The 22,713-nt window shown below is 72.3% G+C and carries 20 protein-coding genes; 7 read left to right on the forward strand and 13 right to left on the reverse strand.

The window, feature by feature from the left end:
- Positions 1–236 precede the first annotated feature (236 nt).
- From ACNQOV_RS16475 to ACNQOV_RS16485, 3 genes are all read left to right on the forward strand, one after another.
- Positions 237–1,181 carry a hypothetical protein gene (locus ACNQOV_RS16475; RefSeq protein ID WP_416395884.1) on the forward strand — a complete coding sequence of 315 codons (945 nt, stop codon included), beginning with the start codon at positions 237–239 and terminating at the stop codon, positions 1,179–1,181.
- A gap of 129 nt (positions 1,182–1,310) precedes the next feature.
- Positions 1,311–1,871, forward strand: coding sequence for a YceI family protein (locus tag ACNQOV_RS16480; RefSeq protein WP_416395886.1), 561 nt, complete (start codon positions 1,311–1,313; stop codon positions 1,869–1,871).
- A gap of 948 nt (positions 1,872–2,819) precedes the next feature.
- Positions 2,820–3,386 (forward strand): TIGR03086 family metal-binding protein, encoded by a 567-nt coding sequence (locus ACNQOV_RS16485; protein ID WP_416395888.1) that lies wholly within the window; start codon positions 2,820–2,822, stop codon positions 3,384–3,386.
- On the opposite strand, the gene ACNQOV_RS16490 is transcribed toward ACNQOV_RS16485, so the two are convergent.
- Positions 3,355–3,714, reverse strand: coding sequence for a hypothetical protein (locus tag ACNQOV_RS16490; RefSeq protein ID WP_416405917.1), 360 nt, complete (start codon positions 3,712–3,714; stop codon positions 3,355–3,357). The genes ACNQOV_RS16485 and ACNQOV_RS16490 overlap by 32 nt on opposite strands.
- Between ACNQOV_RS16490 and ACNQOV_RS16495 the strand changes: the two genes are divergently transcribed.
- On the forward strand, positions 3,713–4,639 hold the full coding sequence (locus ACNQOV_RS16495; protein WP_416395914.1) for an aldo/keto reductase: 927 nt from the start codon (positions 3,713–3,715) through the stop codon (positions 4,637–4,639). The genes ACNQOV_RS16490 and ACNQOV_RS16495 overlap by 2 nt on opposite strands.
- Before the next feature lie 57 nt (positions 4,640–4,696).
- On the opposite strand, the gene ACNQOV_RS16500 is transcribed toward ACNQOV_RS16495, so the two are convergent.
- Positions 4,697–5,629, reverse strand: a complete 933-nt coding sequence (locus ACNQOV_RS16500) for an oxygenase MpaB family protein (RefSeq protein ID WP_416395890.1) — start codon at positions 5,627–5,629, stop codon at positions 4,697–4,699.
- Between the two features lie 169 nt (positions 5,630–5,798).
- Between ACNQOV_RS16500 and ACNQOV_RS16505 the strand changes: the two genes are divergently transcribed.
- Positions 5,799–7,487: a long-chain-fatty-acid--CoA ligase gene (locus ACNQOV_RS16505; protein ID WP_416395892.1), complete on the forward strand. Its 1,689-nt coding sequence runs from the start codon at positions 5,799–5,801 to the stop codon at positions 7,485–7,487.
- Between the two features lie 183 nt (positions 7,488–7,670).
- Here ACNQOV_RS16505 and ACNQOV_RS16510 read toward each other — a convergent pair whose 3' ends face one another.
- The 11 genes from ACNQOV_RS16510 to ACNQOV_RS16560 form a co-directional block, all read right to left on the reverse strand.
- Entirely contained in the window at positions 7,671–8,657 is a 987-nt protein-coding gene (locus ACNQOV_RS16510) for a DMT family transporter (protein WP_416395894.1), read from the reverse strand.
- Positions 8,654–10,555, reverse strand: coding sequence for an amino acid transporter (locus ACNQOV_RS16515; RefSeq protein ID WP_416395916.1), 1,902 nt, complete (start codon positions 10,553–10,555; stop codon positions 8,654–8,656). Before ACNQOV_RS16515 ends, ACNQOV_RS16510 begins: the two co-directional genes overlap by 4 nt.
- A 156-nt stretch (positions 10,556–10,711) precedes the next feature.
- Entirely contained in the window at positions 10,712–11,566 is an 855-nt protein-coding gene (locus tag ACNQOV_RS16520; protein WP_402264309.1) for an ABC transporter permease, read from the reverse strand.
- Positions 11,563–12,564 (reverse strand): ATP-binding cassette domain-containing protein, encoded by a 1,002-nt coding sequence (locus ACNQOV_RS16525; RefSeq protein ID WP_402264312.1) that lies wholly within the window; start codon positions 12,562–12,564, stop codon positions 11,563–11,565. Before ACNQOV_RS16525 ends, ACNQOV_RS16520 begins: the two co-directional genes overlap by 4 nt.
- A 56-nt stretch (positions 12,565–12,620) precedes the next feature.
- Positions 12,621–13,418, reverse strand: a complete 798-nt coding sequence (locus ACNQOV_RS16530) for a hypothetical protein (protein ID WP_416395897.1) — start codon at positions 13,416–13,418, stop codon at positions 12,621–12,623.
- A gap of 238 nt (positions 13,419–13,656) precedes the next feature.
- Positions 13,657–15,240, reverse strand: a complete 1,584-nt coding sequence (locus ACNQOV_RS16535; protein WP_416395899.1) for an inositol monophosphatase family protein — start codon at positions 15,238–15,240, stop codon at positions 13,657–13,659.
- Entirely contained in the window at positions 15,237–16,322 is a 1,086-nt protein-coding gene (locus ACNQOV_RS16540; RefSeq protein WP_416395901.1) for an ABC transporter ATP-binding protein, read from the reverse strand. Before ACNQOV_RS16540 ends, ACNQOV_RS16535 begins: the two co-directional genes overlap by 4 nt.
- Before the next feature lie 26 nt (positions 16,323–16,348).
- The gene (locus tag ACNQOV_RS16545; protein ID WP_022905612.1) at positions 16,349–17,161 is read right to left on the reverse strand and encodes an ABC transporter permease; all 813 of its coding nucleotides are present in this window, start codon (positions 17,159–17,161) and stop codon (positions 16,349–16,351) included.
- Positions 17,158–18,177, reverse strand: coding sequence for an ABC transporter permease (locus ACNQOV_RS16550; protein WP_416395904.1), 1,020 nt, complete (start codon positions 18,175–18,177; stop codon positions 17,158–17,160). Before ACNQOV_RS16550 ends, ACNQOV_RS16545 begins: the two co-directional genes overlap by 4 nt.
- Entirely contained in the window at positions 18,174–19,331 is a 1,158-nt protein-coding gene (locus tag ACNQOV_RS16555; RefSeq protein ID WP_416395906.1) for an extracellular solute-binding protein, read from the reverse strand. The genes ACNQOV_RS16550 and ACNQOV_RS16555 overlap by 4 nt, the downstream gene beginning before the upstream one ends.
- 508 nt (positions 19,332–19,839) lie before the next feature.
- On the reverse strand, positions 19,840–20,790 hold the full coding sequence (locus ACNQOV_RS16560) for a hypothetical protein (RefSeq protein WP_416395908.1): 951 nt from the start codon (positions 20,788–20,790) through the stop codon (positions 19,840–19,842).
- 124 nt (positions 20,791–20,914) lie between these two features.
- Between ACNQOV_RS16560 and ACNQOV_RS16565 the strand changes: the two genes are divergently transcribed.
- Entirely contained in the window at positions 20,915–21,337 is a 423-nt protein-coding gene (locus ACNQOV_RS16565; RefSeq protein ID WP_416395910.1) for a DUF3054 domain-containing protein, read from the forward strand.
- Positions 21,334–22,347: a LacI family DNA-binding transcriptional regulator gene (locus tag ACNQOV_RS16570; protein ID WP_416395912.1), complete on the forward strand. Its 1,014-nt coding sequence runs from the start codon at positions 21,334–21,336 to the stop codon at positions 22,345–22,347. Before ACNQOV_RS16565 ends, ACNQOV_RS16570 begins: the two co-directional genes overlap by 4 nt.
- The last annotated feature ends 366 nt before the right edge of the window (positions 22,348–22,713 follow it).

Raw genomic sequence — 22,713 nt, forward strand, 5'->3', positions numbered from 1 at the left:
GCGCCGCGCCTCCCGGCCCGAACCCGCCCACATCGGCGAGCCCGCGCGCCGGACCCGCCCAGCGGGCGGAACCCGCACCCGACCCCGCTCCGAACGCACCCGTTCCGCCCGCTCGCGCCGCGCCTCCCGGCCCGCCCGCGTGCCGACCATCCGTCCACATGCGGCCATTGGCGCTCACCGTCCACAGATCGCGCCGATCCCCGCTGCGAGGCGGGGGCAGCGGCCACGCTGACCAGATGCACGTCGACGCGACCTTCCCGATGGCCCTCCGCGGCCGCCCCTTCCGCGTCCGCGAGGCCCTGCGTCGCGGCGTCAGCGCCGGCCGTCTTCGTTCCCGCGCGTTCCTCCGGCCGTTCCACGGCATCCGCGCCTGGGCCGAACCGCAGACCCACGACGAGCGCGCACGAGCCGTGCAGCCACGGCTGCGCCCCGACCAGGCGTTCAGTCACACGACCGCCGCGGTGATCCTCGGCTTCCCGCTCCCCCGACGCCTCGAACGCGACCACCGCGTGCACGTGACGACGATCGGGACCGACCAGGCACTCCGCGTCCGCGGCACGATCGGCCACCGTGCACGACGAGGCAGACTGCAGGTCGTCCACTCGGGCACCGCCGCACTGACGCATCCCGCCGACACCTTCGTGGCGCTGGCGACACTCCTGAGCCGCGACGAACTCATCGTCGTCGGCGACGCGCTCATCGGATGGCTCGGCTGGTGCGACCACGCCGAACTCGTCGCGGCGGCCCGCCGCTTCCGCGGAGCGCGCGGCATCCGTCGGGTCCGAGCGGCGCTCGCGGAGATCCGCCCCGGCTCACGCTCCCCCGGCGAGACCCGACTCCGGCTCGCCCTGACGAGGCGCGGACTCCCACAGCCCGCGCTGAACCACGACGTCGTGGTCGACGGTCGTTGGATCGCATGCGTCGACCTGGCCTACCCGGACGCTCGCGTCGCGATCGAGTACGAGAGCGATCTGCACCGCACCGACGAACGCTCGTTCCGGAAGGACCTGACTCGCGGGGAACACCTCAAGGACGCCGGTTGGTGGCTGCTGCGCGCCACCTCGGACGACGTGGGCCCGGGGATCGACGCACTCGTCCGGCGCGTGCGTCGCCTGCTCGACGGTGTGTCAGCCGGGAGGCACGACCCACGTCCGACACGCCGTCCTGCGTCATCGAGATGAACATTGGTTGACGCTTCAACCAAACCCGTGCACAATGGGCTAGCATCAACTTCGATGCAGGCGCATGGAATCGCGGTTCCGCCCGACGCCTGCTCGGGAACGCAGTCCACACGCTTCGAAGGAGTCACCATGACGCTCACCGCCTCGACCATCCCCGGCTACCAGACCGGTACCTGGAAGATCGACCCCACGCACTCCGAGGTCACGTTCTCGGTCCGCCACCTCGCGATCAGCAAGGTCAAGGGCAAGTTCGAGACCTTCGACGCCACCGTCGTCACCGCCGAGAACCCGCTCGAGTCGACCGTCGAGGCGAACATCGACGTCGCGTCGATCAACACCGGGCAGGAGCAGCGCGACCAGCACCTCAAGACGAGCGACTTCTTCCTCACCGAGGAGCACCCGCAGCTCACCTTCCGTTCGACGGGCATCGAGGCCAAGGGCGACGACCTGCACATCGCCGGCGAGCTGACCCTGCGCGGCGTGACCAAGCCGGTCGTCCTCAAGGCCGAGCTCGGTGGCTTCACGACCGACGGCTACGGCCAGGTCAAGTTCGGCGCCGAGGCCTCGACCAAGATCGACCGCACCGAGTTCGGCGTGAACTGGAACGCGGCGCTCGAGGCCGGTGGCTTCACGCTCGGCAACGACGTGACGATCAACCTCGACGTGCAGTTCGTCCTCCAGGCGGCCTGACACCTCGCACCTCCTGACCCGCGGGTCACCGCGTTGCGCGTGACCTGAGGGACACCGAACAGCAGGACTCTGCAGCACCCGAGACGAACGGCCCGGCTCCTCCCCCACGGAGCCGGGCCGTTCGTCGTTCCCGGGGCGGGGTCGGGGGCGGGTCGCTTGGACGTCACCGGTCGCCCGTTGCCCGTTGCCCGTCTCGGTCCTGGTCCGGAGCGCTCCGTGCTCTCGTCTCCGTGCCCCGTCTCCGCGCCCCCGTCTCCGCGTCCCCGTCGATCGGGCGAAGTACGTCATGTTCACCATCGGAAGCTGGTCGATTTCACCCGCTCACACGTCCTGCGCGTGGGAACGCAGTCGTTGTGAAGCGCAGCGTCGGGCCGGTCGTGCCTCCGGGAGCCCGTCGCCATCGAGCGGACGAAGCCTGTCCGGTCCGGAGTCTCGACCGCGCCCATTTCGCCCGCTCGGCCCCGCGCCCGCCGGTGCGAGCTGCGGAGCTCGAGTCTCGGGGCACGCAGACGATTTCGTCGCGGTGGCACGTGACCGGGGCCGGCGCTCGACGTGTCGAGCGGGCGAATCCGGCCCAGGCGGCGACCGCACCAGGCCACATTCCGCCCGCTCGCCAATCGGCACCGCCCACCAGTCGACGGGAACCGCCCGCTCGCGGCCGCACCGCATGGGCCCGCTCGCGGCCGCGCCGCATCCGCCCGCTCGCGCCCGGCCGCGCGCCACCAGCGCCGCACGGTGCGCAGTAGCGTGAGGCTGCGGCGCCCGACGCTCGACCACTCCGGTCGCCGGGAATCGGAACCCGTACAGCACGGTTGCAGGCGAACACGAAACACCACGAGCCCGCGCGGAACGCACGAGACCGTGATCGCCCGCTCGACTCGAGAGAGCACGAAGCACCCCGCACGCAGCACCCCGCACCCCGCAGGACCCACGAACAGGAGCACCACCATGGCCACCGACTGGATCGCGCTGCAGGCCCTCGCGGCAGCCGAGTTCGGCCGCCGCGTCGCCGCCGTCACGGACTGGGACGCCTCGACCCCCGACTCCGAATGGACCACCAGAGACCTCGTGCGACACGTCGTCGAGGAACAGCGGTGGATCCCGAAGCTCCTGACGGGGTGCGACTACGCGCAGGCTGAAGCGGACCTCGAGGCGGTCGGCCCCGACCTCGCCGCCGAGTGGGCGAAGTTCGCCGCCGAAGCCATCGAGGCATGGCAGCGAACGCCCGCTGACACGCCGGTGCACCTCGCCACGGACGTCGTCCCCGCCGGCCAGTACCTCACCGAGCAGACCAGCGACATCACGATCCACACGTGGGACCTCGCTCGGGCGACCGGCAGCGACGAGACCCTCCCGGACGAACTGGTGCGGGCCGTGTGGGAACACTTCGAGCCGCAGATCGAGGACCTCGCCGCGACGGGCCTCTACGCCGCCCCGGTCGACGTCGACGATGATGCGCCGCTGCAGGTCCGCCTCCTCGCGGTCACAGGGCGCGATGCCAGGGTGGCAGCATGACAGAATCCGCCCGCTCGGCGAGCCCCGAATCCGCCCGCTCGGGAACGAACGCGGCCGACGCCGCAGCAGAATCCGCCCGCTCGGCAAGCCCCGAAACCGCCCACTCGGCAGCCCCGGAAACCGCCCGCTCGGCAACCCCCGGAACCGAAACCGCCCGCTCGGCAACCCCCGGAACCGAAACCGCCCGCTCGGCGCCGGACGGCGGCAACGCGCCCGACGCGAACGCGCGCAACACCAACGCGCCCACCGCCGACGCGCCCGCGCCCCGCCCGGACACCGTCCGCCTCGGCGCCTCCGGCCTCCAGATCAGCTCCGTGATCCTCGGCATGATGTCCTACGGCGACCCCGACAAGGGCGCCCACGAGTGGAGCGTCGGCATCGACGAGGCCCGCCCCTTCGTCCGCCGCGCCTACGAGGCCGGCATCACGACGTTCGACACCGCGAACGTGTACTCCGCCGGCAGCAGCGAGGAGATCACCGGCACGCTCCTCAAGGAACTCGCCCCGCGCGAGGAGGTGCAGGTCTTCACGAAGGTCTTCAACCGCATGCGCCCCGGCCCGAACGGCGCCGGGCTCTCACGGGCGGCGATCATGCACGAGATCGACGCCTCGCTGACCCGCCTCGGCACCGACTACGTCGACCTGTACCAGATCCACCGCTTCGACCCGCACACCCCGGTCGAGGAGACGATGGAGGCGCTGCACGACGTCGTCAAGGCCGGCAAGGCGCGGTACATCGGCGCGAGCAGCATGTGGGCGTGGCAGTTCGCCGAGATGCAGCACGTCGCCGAGCTGCACGGCTGGACGCCCTTCGTGAGCATGCAGGACCAGTACAACCTCCTCGAACGCGAGGAGGAGCGCGAGATGCACCCCTTCTGCGCCCACACCGGCGTCGGCGTGATCCCGTGGAGCCCCCTCGCACGCGGCAAGCTCACGCGCCCGTGGGACGCGCAGGGCTCGGGGAGCCGGGCGGACACGGACGAGTTCGGCAAGACGCTCTACCGGCAGGACGAGGACGCGAACCGCGCGATCGTCGACGCGGTGCAGCAGGTCGCCGAGGCACACGACGTGAGCATGGCCCAGATCGCCCTGGCGTGGGTGGCCGGGAAGGACGCGGTCTCCGCGCCCATCGTCGGCGCGACGAAGGAGCACCACATCGACGACGCCGTGGCCGCGAGCCGGATCACGCTCACCGACGACGAGGTCACGCGACTCGAATCCGCGTACACACCCCGGGTGCCGTCCGGTTTCTGACGCACCCACCTGTGGGACGGGAGGCGCGGTGACGGCTGGCACCGCGCCTCCCGTCCGTCACACGGTCGCGTCCGGAGCCGATCGCGCGCCGTCCAGCCGCGCGATGCGGACGAGCGCCGCGCGCTCCGTCCCGGGCTGGTGGCCGAGCACGGCACCGATGCCGTCGAGCACGGCGCCGGCCGTCCGCCGGACCGGGAACTCGATCGGCCCGACGGACGGCGTCCGCAGCCCGAGCATCGAGCGGTGTCGTGGATCGAGCGAGACGACCGCGCCGTCGAAGAGCGCGCGGTACCCGGGGCGCAGCAGGCGTGCGAGCGGCGGGTCCTTGATGAACCGGACGACGTCGAGCGTCCGCGCGGTCGCGACGAGTTCCCCGCGGTCGAGGTACCCGTTCATCTGGGCGCGGAGCTCCGCGTCGGACTCGGGAGCGTCCTCGACGCCCATCAGCCGGCCGGCGATCGCCCACTCGCGGACGTACGCGTCGGCGCCGCCGGGGATGGGGTCGCCCCACAGCTGCGCGCTGCGGAGGAAGGCGTCCGTGAACGCGAGGTGCACCCACCGGGCGAGGTCCGGGTCGTTGGCGGCGTAGGGCTTCGTGACCCCGTGCCCGTCGACGTACTCGCCACGGACGCGTTCGTGCAGCTGCCGGACCCAGGCGCTCGCGGACCGCGCCGCCGTGGTGTCACCGTGCGAGACCGTGTAGATCCAGCGGATGGTGCCGGCGAGGCGGCCGAACGGGTCCTCGCGGTAGCGGGAGTGGTCGGCGACGCCCGCGAGCGCGCCGGGGTGCAGGGCCTGTACGAGGAGCGCCCGGACGCCCGCGAGGATCGTCTGCTTCCCGCCGTGCACCGACCAGGTCGCGGAGCCGGGTCCGAAGAACCCGGCGTCGGTGCCCTGCTCGAGCTCGTCGATCCACGCCGGGCGCTCCGTGGCACCACCGGTGAACGTGTCGTTGAGGCGGGATCGGAAGGCGTCGGCGACAGAGGGCATGAGGCCATCGTCCGTCCTGCCCCTGACAACGCGCCCGGCATCGCGCGAACAGCGCGTGCGCCGGCGTCGACGCACGCGTCGACGAGCGGGCGGGCGGGTGCATGCGGGCGGGGCGCGTGCGTGCGATGCCTCCCAGCCGTCGCCCGGGTGGCCCGCTAGGTTGGTCGGCGTGAGCATCGACACGCCTCGTCCCTGGCTTGCCTCGTACGCCCCGGGGGTCCCGCACGACATCGACGAGCCGACGGGCTCGCTGTACGACATCGTGGAGCAGTCCTCCAGGCGCTTCCCGAAGAAGGTCGCGCTCGAGTTCTTCGGCAGGACGACGACGTACGCCGAACTCGAGGAGCAGATCCTCCGCGCGGCGAACGGTCTGCGCAAGCTCGGGGTGACCGCCGACGACCGGGTGGCGATCGTCCTGCCGAACTGCCCGCAGCACATCGTCGCCTTCTACGCGGTGCTCCGCCTCGGCGCGGTCGTCGTCGAGCACAACCCGCTGTACACGCCTCGGGAGCTCCGGCACCAGTTCGAGGACCACGGCGCCACGGTCGCCATCGCCTGGGACAAGTCGGTGGCGTCGCTGCAGGACTTCCCCTCGGACGTGCGGCTCGACGCGATCGTCTCGGTGGACCTCACCCGGGCGATGCCGCGCAGCACCCGGATCGCGCTGTCGCTGCCGGTGGCGAAGGCCCGGGAGTCCCGGGCGAAGCTGACCACGAAGGTCCGCGGCACGACGAAGTGGGACGACCTCGTGTCGAACCGGAAGCTGTCGAAGCGCCATGCGCGCCCCGGCACCGACGACGTCGCGCTCATCCAGTACACCTCCGGCACGACCGGGGTTCCGAAGGGCGCGGTGCTCTCGCACGGGAACCTCATCGCCAACGCCGCGCAGGCGCGGGCGTGGGTGCCGCAGATCCAGCCGGGCGACGGCAGCGTGGTCTACGCGGTGCTCCCGATGTTCCACGCGTACGGCCTGACGCTCTGCCTGACCTTCGCGATGAGCATGGCCTCGCGACTCATGCTCTTCCCGGCGTTCGACCCGGCCCTCGTGCTCAAGGCGATGAAGCACCACCCGCCGACCTTCCTGCCGGCGGTGCCCCCGATCTACGCCCGGCTGCAGCACGCGGCCGACTCGGCGAAGGTGTCGCTCCAGGGGATCCAGATCGGCATCTCGGGGGCCATGGCGCTCTCGAAGGAGGTCGTCGAACCGTGGGAGGCCCGCACCGGCGGCTACCTCGTCGAGGGCTACGGCCTGTCGGAGTGCTCCCCCGTGCTGCTCGCCAACCCGGTGTCCCCGGCTCGTCGGCTCGGGTCGATCGGCCTGCCGCTGTCGTCGACCGAGGCGCGGGTGGCGGACCCGGACGACCCGACGAAGGTCCTCGGGACGGACGAACCGGGCGAGCTCCAGGTGCGCGGGCCGCAGGTCTTCCGCGGGTACTGGGGCAAGGCCGAGGCGACCGACGAGGTCTTCACGCCGGACGGCTGGTTCCGGACCGGCGACATCGTGGCGATCGGCGAGGACGGCTTCGTCCGGATCGTCGACCGCCTCAAGGAGCTCATCATCACGGGCGGGTTCAACGTCTCCCCGACCGAGGTCGAGGACGCACTGCTCAAGCACCCCAGCGTCCGCGAGGTGGCGGTCGTCGGCATCACCCAGGCGGGCAACGAGCAGGTCGTCGCCGCGGTCGTACCGAAGGACCCGGCGTCGTTCGACCCGGATGCCCTGCGTGCGTGGTCGCGCGAGCACCTGGCCGCCTACAAGGTGCCCCGCCGGATCGTCGTCGTCGAGGACCTGCCGCGGTCGATGATCGGCAAGGTGCTGCGGCGGAAGGTGCGGGACCGGATCCTCGGCGAGGACTGACCCCGCCCGCGGGGCGCGCCGGCTCGAGAGCGGTCCGCCCCAACCGCCCGCGCCGGTCCGGGAGCGGTCCGCCCCGCCCGCACGGCGCCCCGGTCCGAGAGCGATCCGCCCCCAGCCCGCAGGGCGCGCCAGTCCGTCAGACTGCGACGGCGGTTTCACGCCCCTGGCCGCGTCCCCACACCGTCACGCGCGCGTCCGCTCCGGCAGCGCGAGCACCGCCAGGCCGACCACGACGAGCGCGATCCCGACCCAGCCGCCGACGCCGAGGTGCTCCCCCACCACGAGCACGGCGAGGACCGCCGCCACGACGGGCTCGAACAACGACAGCAGCGTCGCGACCGAGGCACGCACGGACCGCAGCCCGAGGGCGTACAGCGAGTGGCCGAGCACCGTCGGCACGAGCGCCAGGTACAGGAACACCGGCCAGTTCGACGCGACCCCGAGCGACGCGTGCCCGGCCACGACGGCGAGCACGACGAGCGGGAGGGCCGCCAGTCCGAAGACCGCCCCGACGAGGCCGCGCTCGCCCGACCGCGCCCGGACGACGTTCTCGGCCCCGGGACCGCCGGGCAGCGACACGCCACCCGGCAGCGCCCCGCGAGCGGACACCCCGCGCATGCCCCGCGCGACCGCCCACGAGTACGACGCGTAGGTCAGTCCGGCCAACAGCGCCGACCCGAGTCCGAGCACGAGCGATCCACCTGTGCCGGAGCCCTCCGACCGCGCGAGCGTCACGACGACCATGCCGACCACGCTCACCAGGGTGGCGACGACCCACCGACGCGTGACGCGCCTGCCGTCGGCGACCCACTCGACGAGCCCCGCGAAGACGGGCGACGACCCGATGGCCACCGTCGTGCCGAGCGCGACGCCCGCGTCGGCGAGGGCCGCGTAGAACGCGACGGCGTAGACGACGAGCGACGCCGCGCCGAGCAGCACCCACCGCCGGCTGGCGGGGTCGCGGATCGCACCGAGGGTTCCGCGACGGGCGCCGGCGGCGAGGACGAGTCCGCCCAGGCCGAACGTCACGGCACCGAACACGAACGCCGGGACGCCCGGCGCGAAGTGCGTCGCGGTGCCGGTGGTGCCCCACACGGCGGCGGCGACGAGGACGGCCGCGAGTCCGCCGGCGGGCCGGGAGGCGCGGCTCGCCGCCGTCCCGCCGGTCACGACACGTGGACGCTCGGTCGGCGGTTCACGTCGGGTTCGGCCTCGCGCAGGACCTCGCGCGTCACCGGGGCGACGTCGCCGACGCCGGTGAACACGAAGCGGATGGCGTTGCGGATGGGGCTGCCCTCGTTCCACTCGAAGTAGATGCTCGGCACCACCCCGGCGATGTCGCGGATCGCCAGCAGCGTCGACGCGATGGTGTTCGGCACGTTGCCGGAGCGCACCTTCAGCACGCGGTGGCCGTGGATGACGTGCCCCTCGACGAGCAGGTCTTCCTCGAAGTCGGAGGAGTCGGCCGGCAGCACCTCGAGGAACATCGTCGGCACGCGTGCCGGGATGCCGGAGTCGCGGCGCTCTTCGCGGCCCTTCGACCGGTACGCCTCGGCGGTGCCGGCACCGGGTTCGTTCGCGATGATGCAGATCGAGCTGAACTGGTCGGCGTCGGCCTCGACGAACTGGCGTGCGGTGGCGTCCAGCTCGATCGACGACGCGCGGAGCTCGAACGACCGACGGATGCGGGAGATGAGCGACACGACGACGATCGCGATGATGAAGATCGCGGCGATCCGCACACCGTCCGGGCGCTCGATGACGTTCGCGACGGTCGTGTACACGAAGACCACGGCGATGATGCCGAACCCGATCGTCCGCTTCTTCTGCTGCTTGCGCCGGGCCGACAGCGTCACGGCGACCGCGGCGCTCGTGATGAGGACGAGCACGCCGGTGGCGTAGGCACCGCCCTGCGCGTCGACGTTGGCCTGGAAGATGATCGTGATCACGAAGGCGATCAGCGTGAAGATGATGACGAGCGGCCGGGTCGCCCGCGCCCACTGCGGCGCCATGCCGTAGCGGGGCAGGAACCGGGGCACGAGGTTGAGCAGGCCCGCCATCGCGCTCGCACCCGCGAACCACAGGATCGCGACCGTCGAGAAGTCGTACACCGAGCCGAACACCCCGCCGAGGTACTCGTGCGCCAGGTACGCCAGGGCACGACCGTTCGCCCCGCCACCCGGCTGGAACTCCTGCTGCGGGATGAGGAAGGTCGTGACGATCGACGAGGTGATGAGGAACGAGCTCATGATCACGGCGGCGGTGGTGAGCAGGCGCTTCGTCCCGCGGATGCGTCCCTCGGGCCGGGGTCCGGCGCCGTCGGTGGCGTCGCCCCGGACCTGGGGCATCACCGCGACGCCGGTCTCGAAGCCGGACAGGCCGAGGGCGAGCTTCGGGAACACCACGAGCGCGATGCCGATCATCACCAGCGGGTTGCTGTGCTGGGCGGTCAGGCCGCTCCACCAGTCGCTCGCCACCATCGGGTGCTCGAACACGTGCCACAGGGACACCCCGACGACGACCGCGTTCAGGACGAGGTACACCGCGACGAGCCCCACGGCGATGCCGATGGCCTCCTTGAAGCCGCGGAGGAACACCACCCCGAGCAGGAGCAGGAGCGCGAGGGTGAGCGGCACGGGGATCTCGGTGAACCAGTGCGGCGTGAAGGGGTTCTCGGCGATGTGCGCCGTCGCGTCCGCCGCGGACAGCGTCATCGTGATCATGAAGTCCGTCACGGCGAACCCGAGCAGCACGAGCACGAAGAGCTTGCCGGCCCACCAGGGCAGGAGCTTCTCGAGCATCATGATCGACCCGGCGCCCCGGAAGCTGTCCTGCGCGACGCGGCGGTACACCGGCAGTGCGCCGAACAGCGTCACGAGCACGAGCACGATCGTCGCGATCGGCGAGAGGAGCCCCGCCGCGAGCGCGGCGATCGCGGGCTGGTACCCCAGGGTGGAGAAGTAGTCGACGCCCGTGAGGCACATGACGCGCCACCACGAGTGGGTCTTCTCGACCTCGACCTGGTGCGGGCCCTGGTGCGAAGCACCCTGGTCGGCCCCGTGCAGCATCCAGCGACGCACACGGGTGCTGCGGTCGAGGGGAGGTTCGGTCGCGTCGTGGTCCGCGGCCCGCTCGGCGTCTGTCGCGGTCACGGAGACGATGCTAAGCCGTCCCGGGGACCGCACGCGCACATCCGGTCGACACGGTGGAGAACCTGCCCGTGCCTACTTCGAGCTGATCCGCGTGTACTTGTTCACCGACCACGGCACGAACACCACGAGCATGACCGCGATGCCGATCAGGACGGTCACCACCGGGTGCTGCATCGTCCAGATGTCCGGCACGGGCGCCGAGCCGACGTTGCCGAACAGTTCCCGCGCGGCCTGCACGAGGGACGACACCGGGTTCCACTCCGCGAACACCCGCAGCACGAGCGGCAGCGTGTCGCTCGGGACGAACGCGTTCGAGATGAAGGTCAGCGGGAAGAGGATCATGAACGAGGCGTTGTTGATCACCTCGGGCGTCTTGACGCTCATGCCGAGCAGCGCCATCACCCAGCTGAACGCGTAGCTGAACAGCAGGAGCAGACCGATGCCGGCGAGGAACTCGAGCGGCGACGAGTTCACCCGCCACCCGACCGCGAGCCCGGTGAGCATCATGATCGCCATCGAGATCCCGTTGAGCACGAGGTCGGAGTTCGTGCGGCCGACGAGCACCGCGGACGCCGACATCGGCAGCGTGCGGAACCGGTCGATGAGCCCTTCCTTGAGGTCCTGCGCCATCGCCGAGCCCGAGAACGTGGCGCCGAACACGACGGTCTGCGCGAAGATGCCCGCCATCAGGAACTGTGTGTAGTCGGTCCCCTGCACCTGGATCGCGCCGCCGTAGACCTGGCTGAAGAGCAGGACGAACATGATCGGCTGCAGCACGGCGAACACGAGCATGTCCGGCGACCGCTTGATCTTGATGAGGTTCCGCTTCGTGACCGTCCAGCCGTCCTCGAGCCAGACGGCGGCGGGCGAGGTGACGACGACGGGCAGCTGGCGTCCGAGTGCCGTGGGGGTCGTGGTGGCGGTCATCGTGCCGCCTCCTTCTGCTTGGTGGCAGCGGGTTCGACGGCATCGTCGTCCGTCGCGGCGTGGCCGGTGAGCCGGAGGAACACGTCGTCGAGGGTGGGGCGACGCATGCCGGCGTCGTGCAGCGCGATGCCGGCGTCGCCGAGGTCGGCGAGCACGCGCTGGAGCGCCGAGGGCCCGGCCTCGACGGCGACGGCGTGGGTGCGGCCGTCACCAGAGGCCTCGACCTCGCCCACCCCGTAGCGGCGGAGGACGGTCGTGGCTGCGTCGGCGTCGGACTCGTCGACCAGGGTCACGACGACGCGGTGGCCGCCGACCTGGGCCTTCAGCTGGTCGGAGGTGCCCTCGGCGATGACGGTCCCGCCGTCGATCACCGCGATGTCGTCGGCGAGCTGGTCCGCCTCTTCCAGGTACTGGGTGGTGAGGAGCACGGTCGTGCCGTCCGCCACGAGCCCCTCGATGATGCCCCAGAGCGCGAGTCGGCTGCGCGGGTCGAGGCCGGTCGTCGGCTCGTCGAGGAACAGCACCCTGGGGTTCATCACGAGGGCGCCGGCGAGGTCGATCCGCCGCCGCATCCCACCGGAGAAGCCCTTCACGGGGCGGTCCCCCGCCTCGGCGAGGTCGAACACGTCGATGAGCTCACGCGCCCGTTCGCGGGCCGTCCGGCGGCCGAGGTGGTAGAGCCGACCGATCATCTCGAGGTTCTCGAACCCGGTGAGGTTCTCGTCGACGGCGGCGTACTGCCCGGACACACCGATCGACCGGCGGGTCGCCTGCGGGTCGGCGATGACGTCGATCCCGTCGATGGTCGCCGTGCCGGTGTCGGGCGTGATGAGCGTGGTCAGCACCTTGACCGTCGTCGTCTTGCCGGCGCCGTTCGGCCCGAGCAGGGCCTTGACGGTCCCCTGCGGCACCACGAGGTCGAGCCCGGCGAGCGCGTGCACCGGGCCGGACTTCGATCGGTAGGTCTTGGTCAGCCCGGAGGCTTCGATGATGGCCATGTCGCTCCCTTGTCGAGCATGGAACACGTCAGTGGGTCGGTGCCGCCCGCGACGCGCTACACGTCGAAGTCGCCACCGAAGTCGCTGAAGCCACCGCCGAAGTCGGATCCGCCGTCGCCCCAGCCCGCGTTGTCGAACCCGCCGCCGTCGGACGCGCCCGCGTCGGACGCTCCGCCGTCACCGGGGTCGGCACCAGTGTCCTCCGAACCACCGTCACCCGCAGCATCGGTACCGCCGTCGAACGATCCGGGGTCCGGCAGGAAGGCACTCATGATGGCGGAGCCGATCACGTAGCCGGCGACCGTACCGAGGATCGAGGCGCCGATCATGCTGCCGAACGAGGGTCCGGAGCGCTGCCCGGCACCGCCGAACATCCCGCCGCGACCGTTCCCGACACCACCGAGCGAGCGCTCCATGAACCCGGGCTGTCGGATCTCCGAGCGCGTCGCGGCCTGGGCCAGCGACCGCGGGTCGTCGCCTCGCGGGGCCTCGCCGGCGGGGGCGGACCGGGTGAACTCGTCGTAGACCATCCGGCGCTGCTCGTCCGTCAGCTTCGCGAACGCCTCGGCGTGGACCTCCTCGATGCGCTCCGGCGGCGCCGTGCGGAGCAGGTAGCGGTAGCGCTCGACCGCGCGCTCGTCGTCCGTCGACGCTTGGCCACCCGAGGGTGCGCCGCCACCCCACTGCGGCGTGCCGTACCGGTCGCCGGTCGCCGGGGTGCCCGTGGCGGGCTGCTGGTAGGACTGCTGGCCGTAGCGGTACCCCTGCTGCTGCGGCTGCCCCCACTGGTTCTGCTGCGCGGCGCCGTTCTGGTCGCGCTCGGGGCGTCCGAGCAGGCGGTCGAGGAATCCCATGGTCGATGCTCCTTCGGGTGCGCACCGCCAGCGGCGGAGCCGTGCGTCCCGCCGGCGGCGGGACCGTGCGGGCCGCCGTCGAGCGGTGCCGTGGACTGCCACCCTAGGGAGCGCCGACGACCACTGACTGAACGCACGCACAGAGTCCCCCGAGAGCCGGCGGTGCGAGCGCACCGGAGCGTGGGACGGGAGGCGCGGTGGGGGGCCGCCCCCGGCCTCCCGTCCCACGACGTGTGCGTCACCCGGCGGCGAGCGCCGCCGTCCACACCGCGTGGAGTTCGTCCGCCGCGCCCGGGTGCGCCACGAGGAACGGCTCCCCCACCGGCGGGAAGCCCTCGACCGCACCCTCCCGGGTCAGCACGACCCCGCCGGCCTCGTGGACGAGCAGGACCGCCGCGCCGTGGTCGACCGGGTTGAACGCCGACACGCAGCCGCCGATCCCCCGTCCGGCCGCGACCTGCGCGATCGTGAGCGTGCCGGACCCCTGCACCCGCAGCGTGCACGACCGGTCCGCGAGGGCGTCGAGGAACGCCCCGAACCCGGGCCACGGCCGGTGTCCGTCGAGCTCGGTGCCGACGACGGCGCCGGCGAGTGCCCGTGGTGCGTCGTCGAGGCGCAGCGTCCGGTCGCGGAGGGTGGCCCCGCGTCCGCTCCGGGCCTCGAGCACCTCGCCCCGCCACGGGTCCGCGACGACACCGACGAGCGGCCGGCCGCCACGGGTGAGGCAGAGCGACATCGAGGTCCACGGCACCCCGTTCGCCAGGTTCGTCGTGCCGTCCACCGGGTCGAGGTACCAGCGGTGCCGGTCACCGGGGGCCGCGCCGTACTCCTCGCCGGTGAACCCGTGCGTCGGGAACGCCATCCGCACCCGGGACCGCACGTGCTGCTCGACGAGCCGGTCGACGTCGGTGACGAGGTCGGCCGGGTGCGCCTTGGTGGCGACCTCGCCGACCGGGTGCTCCCGGGTGAACGCGATCACCTCGTGCGCGAGCCGGTGCGCGAGGGCCTGCGCGCGCGACGCGACCTCGGTCTCGGTCGGCTCGCGGTCCGGCTCCGGCCAGCCGTCGCGTTCGGCCCGGGCCAGGGCGGCACGGATCGCGGCGACGTCGTTCGTCGTGATCGAGTCGACGCCGGCCGTGGCTGCCCAGACGGCCGGTTCGGCGTCGTCGAGGGTCCAGACCGAGACGCGCAGTCCGAGGTCGCGGGCGGCACGGACGGTGCGCGGGGTGAGGAACGCGAGGTCGAGGTTCAGCGTCGAGGGAGTGAGGGCGACCAGGTCCGCCGCGGTCGGCGGGTCGAGCGACTCCCACGCGAGCCAGACGTCGGCGTCCGGCAGGACCTCGCGGACCGCGGCCATGGCTGCCGGCGCACCGCACCACGCGACCCCGGTGCCCGCCCGGGACGCGGCGACGGTCCGGGCGGCGACCCGCGCGTCCTCGGGGTCGGTCAGGTCGACCAGCAGCGAGCTCCGGCACCCGTCGAGTCGCTCGAGGACGGCGTCGAGGCGCGGGATGCGGTCGAGTCCGTTCCCGAGCCGGGCGACGTCGCACCAGTCCACCTCGGACACCCGTCGGGCGTCGCCCCACAGCCGGCCGAGGGTCTCGTCGTGGAGCAGGACCGCGACGCCGTCGGCCGTCCGGCGGACGTCGACCTCGATGGTCTCGGCGCCGAGCGCCTCGGCGACCGCGATGGCGGGCAGCGTGTTCTCACGGCGGACGCGCGGTGCGCCGCGGTGCGCGACGAGCAGTGGGACCCGCGGGCCCCGCGACGGCTGCGGGTCGGTCCGCCGGTCCGTCGGGGCCGAGACCTCCTGCGTGGTCACCGTGCGGCCTCGACGAGCACGCCGTCGCGGTGGACGAGCACGTCGCCGATCCGCACGCCGGTCTCGGTGCCGACGACCGGCGGGACACCGGTGACGTACGCGCGGAGCTCGGCGCCGTCCGCGGCGAGCACCACCTCGGCGAAGTGTCCGCGCACGAGGACCCGCACCACGGTCGCCCGGAGCGGCGCACCGTCGGCGAGCGCCACCTGCTCGGGCCGGACGAGGACCGTGTCGCCGGGGCGCGTCACGACCCCGGTGGCGGCGAGGAAGCGACCCGAGACGACGCTCGTCGACCCGATGAACGACGCCACGAACCCGGTGGCGGGCCGGGCGTACAGCTCGGTGGGCGCCGCGATCTGCTCGATGCGGCCGTCGTGCATCACGGCGATCCGGTCGGAGATGCTGAGCGCCTCGTCCTGGTCGTGCGTGACGATCACGGTCGTGATGCCGAGGCGCTGCTGGATGCGGCGGATCTCGTCGCGGACGCTCACCCGGAGCTTCGCGTCGAGGTTGGACAGCGGCTCGTCGAGGAGCAGGACGTCGGGCTCCTGCACGATCGCCCGGGCGAGGGCGACCCGCTGCTGCTCGCCGCCGGAGATGGCGGTCGGGCGCGAGCCGGCGTGGTGCGCGAGCCCGACGAGCTCGAGGGCGTCCCGGACCCGCTCGGCGACCCGCTGTTTCGGCACGCGACGGGTCCGGAGCGGGAAGGCGACGTTCTGCGTCACGGTCATGTGCGGCCAGAGCGCGTAGTTCTGGAACACCATCGCGCTCGGTCGACGCTCCGGTCCGAGGGCCGTGACGTCGCGATCGCCCATCGTGACGGTCCCGGCGTCGGCGGCGAGGAACCCGGCGACCATGCGGAGCGTCGTGGTCTTGCCGCACCCGGACGGGCCGAGGAGCGAGACGAGCTCGCCCTTCGCCACGTCCAGGTCGATGCCCGCCACGACGTCGCGCCCTCCGAGGGTCTTCCGCAACCCCCTGACGGTCAGACCGCCGGTGCGGGTGGCGTCCGGCCGGTCGGCCGGGTGGTCGTGGGCCGGGAGGCGCGGTGCGCGTTCCGCGACGAGCGCGTGGTCCGTCATGGGGTCGCCTTTCGAGCTGGTGGTGGTCATCGGATCTGGAACCCGTCCGCGAGGCGGCCGCCCATGATGTGCTTCCGCGCGAGCGTCATCAGCACGATCGACGGGATGCTCAGCGCGATCGCGAACACCGCCGACACCTGGCGCGGCGAGTTCAGGACGAGCGAGTACATCGCGGTCGGCATGGTCATGTAGGTCGGGGCGCCGACGAGGTAGGTGCCCTGGGCCTCGTCGAACGAGGCGAGGAAGCTCATCACCACGGCGACGAGGATGCCGGGCCAGGCGATCGGGAAGGTGACGCTCCAGAACGTGCGCCAGCGGCTCGCACCGGCGTCGCGCGCGGCCTCCTCGAGGGCGCGCGGCACGGCCGAGAACGCCGCGGCCGGGAGCCAGGTCATGAACACCACGCACCCGAGCACGTGCACGATGAGGATGCCGGTGACGGTGTTCATCAGGTTCAGCGCCGTGAACATCGCCGACATCGTCACGAACAGCCCCATCTTCGGGAAGGCGTTCGTGGCGAACAGCCCGACGAGCACGAGGCGCCGCCCGGGGAACTCGATGCGGCTGATCGCCCACGCGGCCGGCAGGCAGACGACCGCGGCGATCCCGACCGTGAGCGGGGCGAGCACGAGGGAGTTCTGGATCGCGACGCCGAGGGTCGGGTCGTCGAAGACCCGCCCCCACCACTGGAGCGTCCACCCGTCCGGCAGCAGGTTCGGGTAGGTCCACGTCGTCGCGAACGCCCGTGCGGCGAGCCAGAGCAGCGGCCCGGCGATGAAGACCGCGAGGACGACGGCGGTGGCCCAGACGAGGGCGGTCCCGGTCACGCGTGCGATCACGACTGCGCCTCCTTGTTCGTGTCGGCCAGCTCACGGGCGTTCGCCCGCACCGTCGACCGGAGGTAGAACACGCTCGCGGCGGCGGCGAACGCGAACACGATGAACGCCATCGCGGTCGACTGCTGCGGCCGGTTGTAGGCCTGGAAGTACTTCGAGATGTCGACGCCGAGCATCGTCGGCGCGTTCGGGCCGGTGAAGTACGGGACGGTGAACGACCCGAGCACCCCGATCACCGTGAAGGTCGTCGCGATGACCAGCGGGGTCTTCGCCATCGGCAGGAGCACCTGCCAGACGACACGCCACGTGCTCGCGCCGGCGTCCTTCGCGGCCTCGACCAGGGCGTCGGGGGTCCCCTGCAGCGCGCCGGCGATCATCAGCACCGCGAACGGCAGGCTCGTCCAGACGCTGCCGAACACGACCGCGACGAGGGTGTAGCCCCACACCGGCACGTCGAGTCCGACCTGTGCGCCGAGGCTCCGCAGGAAGCCCTGCGCGTCGGTGAACGTCAGGATCGACCAGCTCGCGATCACCACCGGGACGAAGATCGGGACCACCGCCAGCACGCTCAGGGTCTTGCCGAGCACCCCGCCCCGGAGCCGCAGGATCACGGCGACCACCACGGCGAGCGCGACGGTCGACCCGGTCGACAGCGCCGTGACGCCGAGGGTCGCCACGAGGTCCCGGAGGAACGTCGGGTTGCCGAGCAGCGTGCCGTAGACCGCGAGGGAGAACCCGCGCACGGTGTCGCCGCCGATGTCCGCGAGCGCCTGGTTGAGGCCGCCCGTGAACCCGAGGCTGAAGAGCGCGGCGTTGACGACCGGGACGCCGACGAACAGCACGACGACGAGGACGGGTGCCGCGACGAGCGCGAGGCCGGTCGCCCGTGCGCGGCGCGCCTGGCGACTCCGGAGCGCGCGCCGGTCCGTCTGGTGGGGCGCGTCCTGGACCGGTGGCGGGGCGGGCGGGAGGCCCGTGGCGGACGCGCCACGGGCCTCCCGGTCGGCGACCTGGGTCACTGCGGGACCTTCGCGTCCCACGCCGCGTTCATGTCCGCGGCGAAGTCGCTCTGGAAGCCGAGCCGGAGGTTCGACGGGTCGGCGTCGGCGAACTGCTCCGAGACGGACTTCGGGAGCGAGTCCAGCGGGATCACCGGGTAGCCCGAGACGGCACTCGCGACGAGCTGCTGCCCGGACGAGCTGAGGACGAAGTCGGCGAGCTCCTCGGCCGCACGCTTCTGCGCGGTGGGCTCGGTCTTCGGGATGCCGAGGAAGCTCGCGCTGCCCGTGAACGACGGGTCCGCGATCTGCACCGCCTTGACCGTCTTCGGGATGATCCCGGTCTTCTGCGAGGTGATGAACTGGTCACTCCACACCGGCGCCATCGAGATCTGGCCAGACCCGAGCATCTGGACGACCTGGTCGTTGCCGTTCGGGTAGACGCCCTTCTGGTACATCGACGGGCCGAGGTCCTTCAGGGTCTGGAACCCCTTGTCCCACTTCGACTCGAGGGACTTGTCGTACGAGGTCTGCATCGTCTCCTGCTCGGAGTCCGACAGGTACTTCGCGAGGACCGTCGCGACGAACGACCCGCCGGAACCGCCCGACGAGGGCGAGTTGTAGGCGAACTGGCCCGGGTTGGCGCGGATCCAGGCGAGGAGGTCGTCGAGGGTCTTCGGCGGGTCCGTCACCTTCTTCGAGTCGTAGGCGAGCAGGACGCTCGAGGCGCGGTACGGGATCGCGCTCGTGCCGCCCTGCTGCTTGGTGGCCTCGGGGACGTTCGCGAGGTTCGGGATGCTCGTGGCACTGACCTTCGTGAGGAGTCCGGCCTTGCCGGCGGTCGAGACGAAGCCCGCGTCGACGAGGTCGTACGCCACGCGCTTGCCCGCCTTGACCGCGGTGGCGAGGTTCGCCTGGGTCTGGGCGTCGTGCTCGCCGTGCAGGTCGATGCTCGTGCTGACGTGGATCGTCGGGTGCTGCTTCTCGAACGCGGGGATGAGCGACTTCTCCCAGAGGTCCTGGACGTTGGTGTCGCCGCTGATGAACACGGTGAGGTCGGTCGTGCCGCTGCTGGGGTCGGCGGCGTTCGAGGCGTTGGCGCTCTGCACGCAGCCGGACAGTGCGACGGTCGCCGCGGCGGCGATCGCGAGGCCGGCGAGGGCTCGGGTCTTCACGGTGGTGGTCTCCCTGGGTCGTGGGGGTGTGCGGGGTGGGGCTGGGGTGTGCGGGGTGGGACTGGGGTGTGCGGGGTCGCCCGGTGGGGTTCGTCCGCGGGGTGGGGCTCGCGCGGTGATCCGGTGCGGGAACGTTCCCGCACCGAGGTCGAGTGTCGCGCTGCCGGGTGAACGCGAGGTACCGCGGGGGTCGCCCCCGGGTGAACTCCGCGCGGCGCGCCCGGCGCTGTGCTCCTTCCACCGCACGGTGCGCCCTCCGCCACTCGGTGCGAGGTTGCCCGCTCCGTGCCCGCCTACAAGCTCGCACCGAACGGGCAACCCGCCCGCCGCCCGCGGGCGCCGCACCGTGCGCCCTCCGCCGCCCGGTGCGAGGTTGCCCGCTCCGTGCCCGCCTACAACCTCGCACCGAGCGGGCAACCCGCCCGCCAGCGACGAAGCGCGCACGGTGCGCCCGCGCTCGACCCCGCCCCGCCTCCGAACAAGTCCGCACCGTGCGCGGACGGTTCCCTCAGCGCGACATCCGCACGCCGGCTTGGCGGAGCTTCGCCCGCAGGACCCACTCGTTCAGCAGGTCCGACCAGGTCAACCGGAGCACCCTGCGCACCTCCGGGAACGCACGGAGCCGGTCCTCGCGGAGCTTCTCGTCGACCAGCGCCTCCTGCGGTGTCCGCCCGTGCAGGTACTCGCTGCGCTGGTACTTCACGGAGCCGTCGAACTCGACGACCACGCCCGACTCCGGGAACCAGAAGTCCACGACGATGTCCGGCTCGCCCGCCGAGCGGAATCGGTGTTGGAGGACCGGCGCCGGCGTCCCGAACTGGTCGAACCGAGCCCGCGCGTACGACTCCCCCGGCGAGCCCGAGGCCGCGTCGGCGAACTCGACCGCGCGGAGCGCACGCCGCCGCCCCTTCTGTCCCCGCCGTGCCACGGCCGCCCGCACCAGTTCCCGTTCGACGGCCCGGCCGAGGAGCGCATCGAGGGCGACGACCGCGTCGGCGAAGGGCAGCGTCAGCGCGAGGTCCGTCGCGAGCCGCTCCAGCCCGCACAGCAGCAGACCGTCCGAGGTCGTCACGACCGGGCGGTTCCACTCGGGATCGAGGTCGGCGTGGACGACGAAGGTGGCGTTCGTCGTCCGTCGGTCCTCGCCGGTCGAGGTCACGTGGACGCGGGTCGGCGGCGGGGTGAGGAGCGGCACGCCGAACACCACAGCAGCGGACACGTGCGACACGAGGTCCCCGTCTCGGATCCGATCCGCGAACGAGCGCACCCGGACGAGGTGCTGCTCGCTGGAGCGGAGAGCGGCCCAGCCCGCAGACTCGGCGTACAGACCACGGGCGACCCGGGTGAGTTCTCCCGCCGCGGCCCGGCGCCGGATGACGTCGGACTCGTCCGGCCGCCGTGCTGACGTTCGGTAGGTGAGGACTTCGGGGACCGGTGCGAGGTTGAGGTTCGTCGACATGCCCCGATGTTCCGGAGTTCCCCGAACGGGCGAGGCGTTGGACCCAAGCCCTGTGGACGATTCGCCCCGCTGCCCAGGATGTGGAGGGATGAGCCCGGCCGCAGAACGCTGCGAGAATGTGGGGGTGAACACACGCACCTGGGGTTGGCTCGCAGCCGTCATCGACGTCGTCCTCATCGTCGTCTTCGCGCTCATCGGCCGTTCCTCGCACGGTGAGGGCAACAGCGCACTGGGGGTCTGGACGACGGCCTACCCGTTCCTCGCGGGCTGGGCGATCGCCTACGTCACGAGCGGCGCGTGGTCGCGGCCGCTGCGGTTCTGGCCGACGGGCGTCGTCGCCTGGATCCTCACGGTGTTCGTGGGCATGGCGATCCGCGTCGCCACGGGCCAGGGCGACGTCGACGGCAACCCGCTGCCGATCTCCTTCGTCATCGTCGCGACGATCGTGCTCGGTGTGTTCCTGCTCGGCTGGCGCGCCGTCGCCCGCGGGATCCTCCGACTCCGCGCACCCCGCTCCCGGCAGGACGCCGCAGCGACCGACGCGTGAACGGCAGCCGCGGGTCCCAGCCGACCATCCTCGACGTCGCCGCACGGGCGGGTGTCTCGAAGTCGGCGGTGAGCCGTGTCCTCTCCGGCACCGGGCGGTTCTCCGACGAGACACGAGAGCGGGTCGAGCGCGCAGCCGCCGAGCTCGGGTACGTCGCCAACGCGATGGCGCGCGGCCTCGTCAGCGGACGCACGCACACCATCGGGATGCTCGTCCGCGACGCCTCGTCGATGGTGTACGCCGCGCTGCACGCCGTGATGGAACGCCGTGCCTCGGAGCTCGGCTACCGCGTGGTCACCACGACGGGCGTCGGACGGGTCGAGGACGAGAAGAGCGCCCTCGCCGCGCTCGTCTCGATGCGGGTCGACGGCCTCGTGGTCTGCAGCGGGCTCATGCCGGCGACCGACATCGCGGAGTTCGCCCCACGGATCGCCACGGTGGTCGCCGGACGGCCCGAACTGAACCCCGCACTGTCGAGCGTGTACTGCGATGAGGTCGGAGGCGGTGCAGCCATCGCGGACGCCGTCGCCGACGCCGGGCACACGACGGTCGCCGTGCTGACCGTGCCGCTCGGCGACGCGATCACGCAGCACGCGCGCTCGGCGGCGATGCTCGAGCGGCTCCGCGCGCGCGGCACGCGGGTCATCGACATCGACGCCAGCTTCGTGCGACCGCCCGGCGACGTCGCGGCCGACATCGTCGGTGCGATGCAGGAGTCGGACGTCAGCGCGGCGATGTGCCCGACGGACCGACTCATGCTCGACGTCTGCGAGGCACTCGGCCACCGCGGGGTCGAGGTCCCGCGCGACCTGTCCGTCACCGGCTTCGACGGGGTCTACCCGCTGGCGAGCGACTGGATCGGCTTCACGACCCTGCAGCAGCCGATCGAGCGCATCGGCCGCGAGGCGATCGACCTCGTCATCGGCCGCATCGACGACCCCGCGCGTCCTGTCGAGCACCGCTCACTGCGCGGCACGGTGATCGCCGGCCGCACACTCCTCCCGCACTGAGGGACGAACCATGCACGGTGCAGGCTCCGCGGTCCCGTGCCCGTTTGGCCGAACCTGCACGGTGCGACGTGCGTCGGACGGTGCGCACTTCGTCGTCCGGTGCAGGGTTCGCCAGACCCGCACCGTGCGAGGTTCGCCAGCCCGTGCCGTGACGACGGCATGGTGCGGCGCCAGAAGGGCGCACGGAGCGAGCAACCTCGCACCGACCGACGAGCCCCGCACCGTGCGCCGTCCCCCGCACAGCGTCCGCGCGCCAGAAGGTCGCACCGAGGGAGCAACCTCGCACCGGCTGACGGGATCCGCACCGTGCGCGCCGCGCCTCGGCAGCCGCGCGCCGCGCCGCGCCTCGGCAGCCGCGCGCCGCGC

The organism is Curtobacterium sp. LFS084 (genome assembly GCF_047977705.1).
Taxonomy (GTDB): Bacteria; Actinomycetota; Actinomycetes; order Actinomycetales; family Microbacteriaceae; genus Curtobacterium.

Excerpts from the sequence above, each read along its gene's own strand:
- ACNQOV_RS16475 (WP_416395884.1), top strand. The coding sequence starts at position 237 with ATGCACGTCGACGCGACCTTCCCGATGGCCCTCCGCGGCCGCCCCTTC.
- ACNQOV_RS16480 (WP_416395886.1), top strand. The coding sequence starts at position 1,311 with ATGACGCTCACCGCCTCGACCATCCCCGGCTACCAGACCGGTACCTGG.
- ACNQOV_RS16485 (WP_416395888.1), top strand. The coding sequence starts at position 2,820 with ATGGCCACCGACTGGATCGCGCTGCAGGCCCTCGCGGCAGCCGAGTTC.
- ACNQOV_RS16495 (WP_416395914.1), top strand. The coding sequence starts at position 3,713 with ATGATGTCCTACGGCGACCCCGACAAGGGCGCCCACGAGTGGAGCGTC.
- ACNQOV_RS16490 (WP_416405917.1), bottom strand. The coding sequence starts at position 3,714 with ATGCCGAGGATCACGGAGCTGATCTGGAGGCCGGAGGCGCCGAGGCGG.
- ACNQOV_RS16500 (WP_416395890.1), bottom strand. The coding sequence starts at position 5,629 with ATGCCCTCTGTCGCCGACGCCTTCCGATCCCGCCTCAACGACACGTTC.
- ACNQOV_RS16515 (WP_416395916.1), bottom strand. The coding sequence starts at position 10,555 with ATGCTGCACGGGGCCGACCAGGGTGCTTCGCACCAGGGCCCGCACCAG.
- ACNQOV_RS16520 (WP_402264309.1), bottom strand. The coding sequence starts at position 11,566 with ATGACCGCCACCACGACCCCCACGGCACTCGGACGCCAGCTGCCCGTC.
- ACNQOV_RS16525 (WP_402264312.1), bottom strand. The coding sequence starts at position 12,564 with ATGGCCATCATCGAAGCCTCCGGGCTGACCAAGACCTACCGATCGAAG.
- ACNQOV_RS16530 (WP_416395897.1), bottom strand. The coding sequence starts at position 13,418 with ATGGGATTCCTCGACCGCCTGCTCGGACGCCCCGAGCGCGACCAGAAC.
- ACNQOV_RS16540 (WP_416395901.1), bottom strand. The coding sequence starts at position 16,322 with ATGACGGACCACGCGCTCGTCGCGGAACGCGCACCGCGCCTCCCGGCC.
- ACNQOV_RS16560 (WP_416395908.1), bottom strand. The coding sequence starts at position 20,790 with ATGTCGACGAACCTCAACCTCGCACCGGTCCCCGAAGTCCTCACCTAC.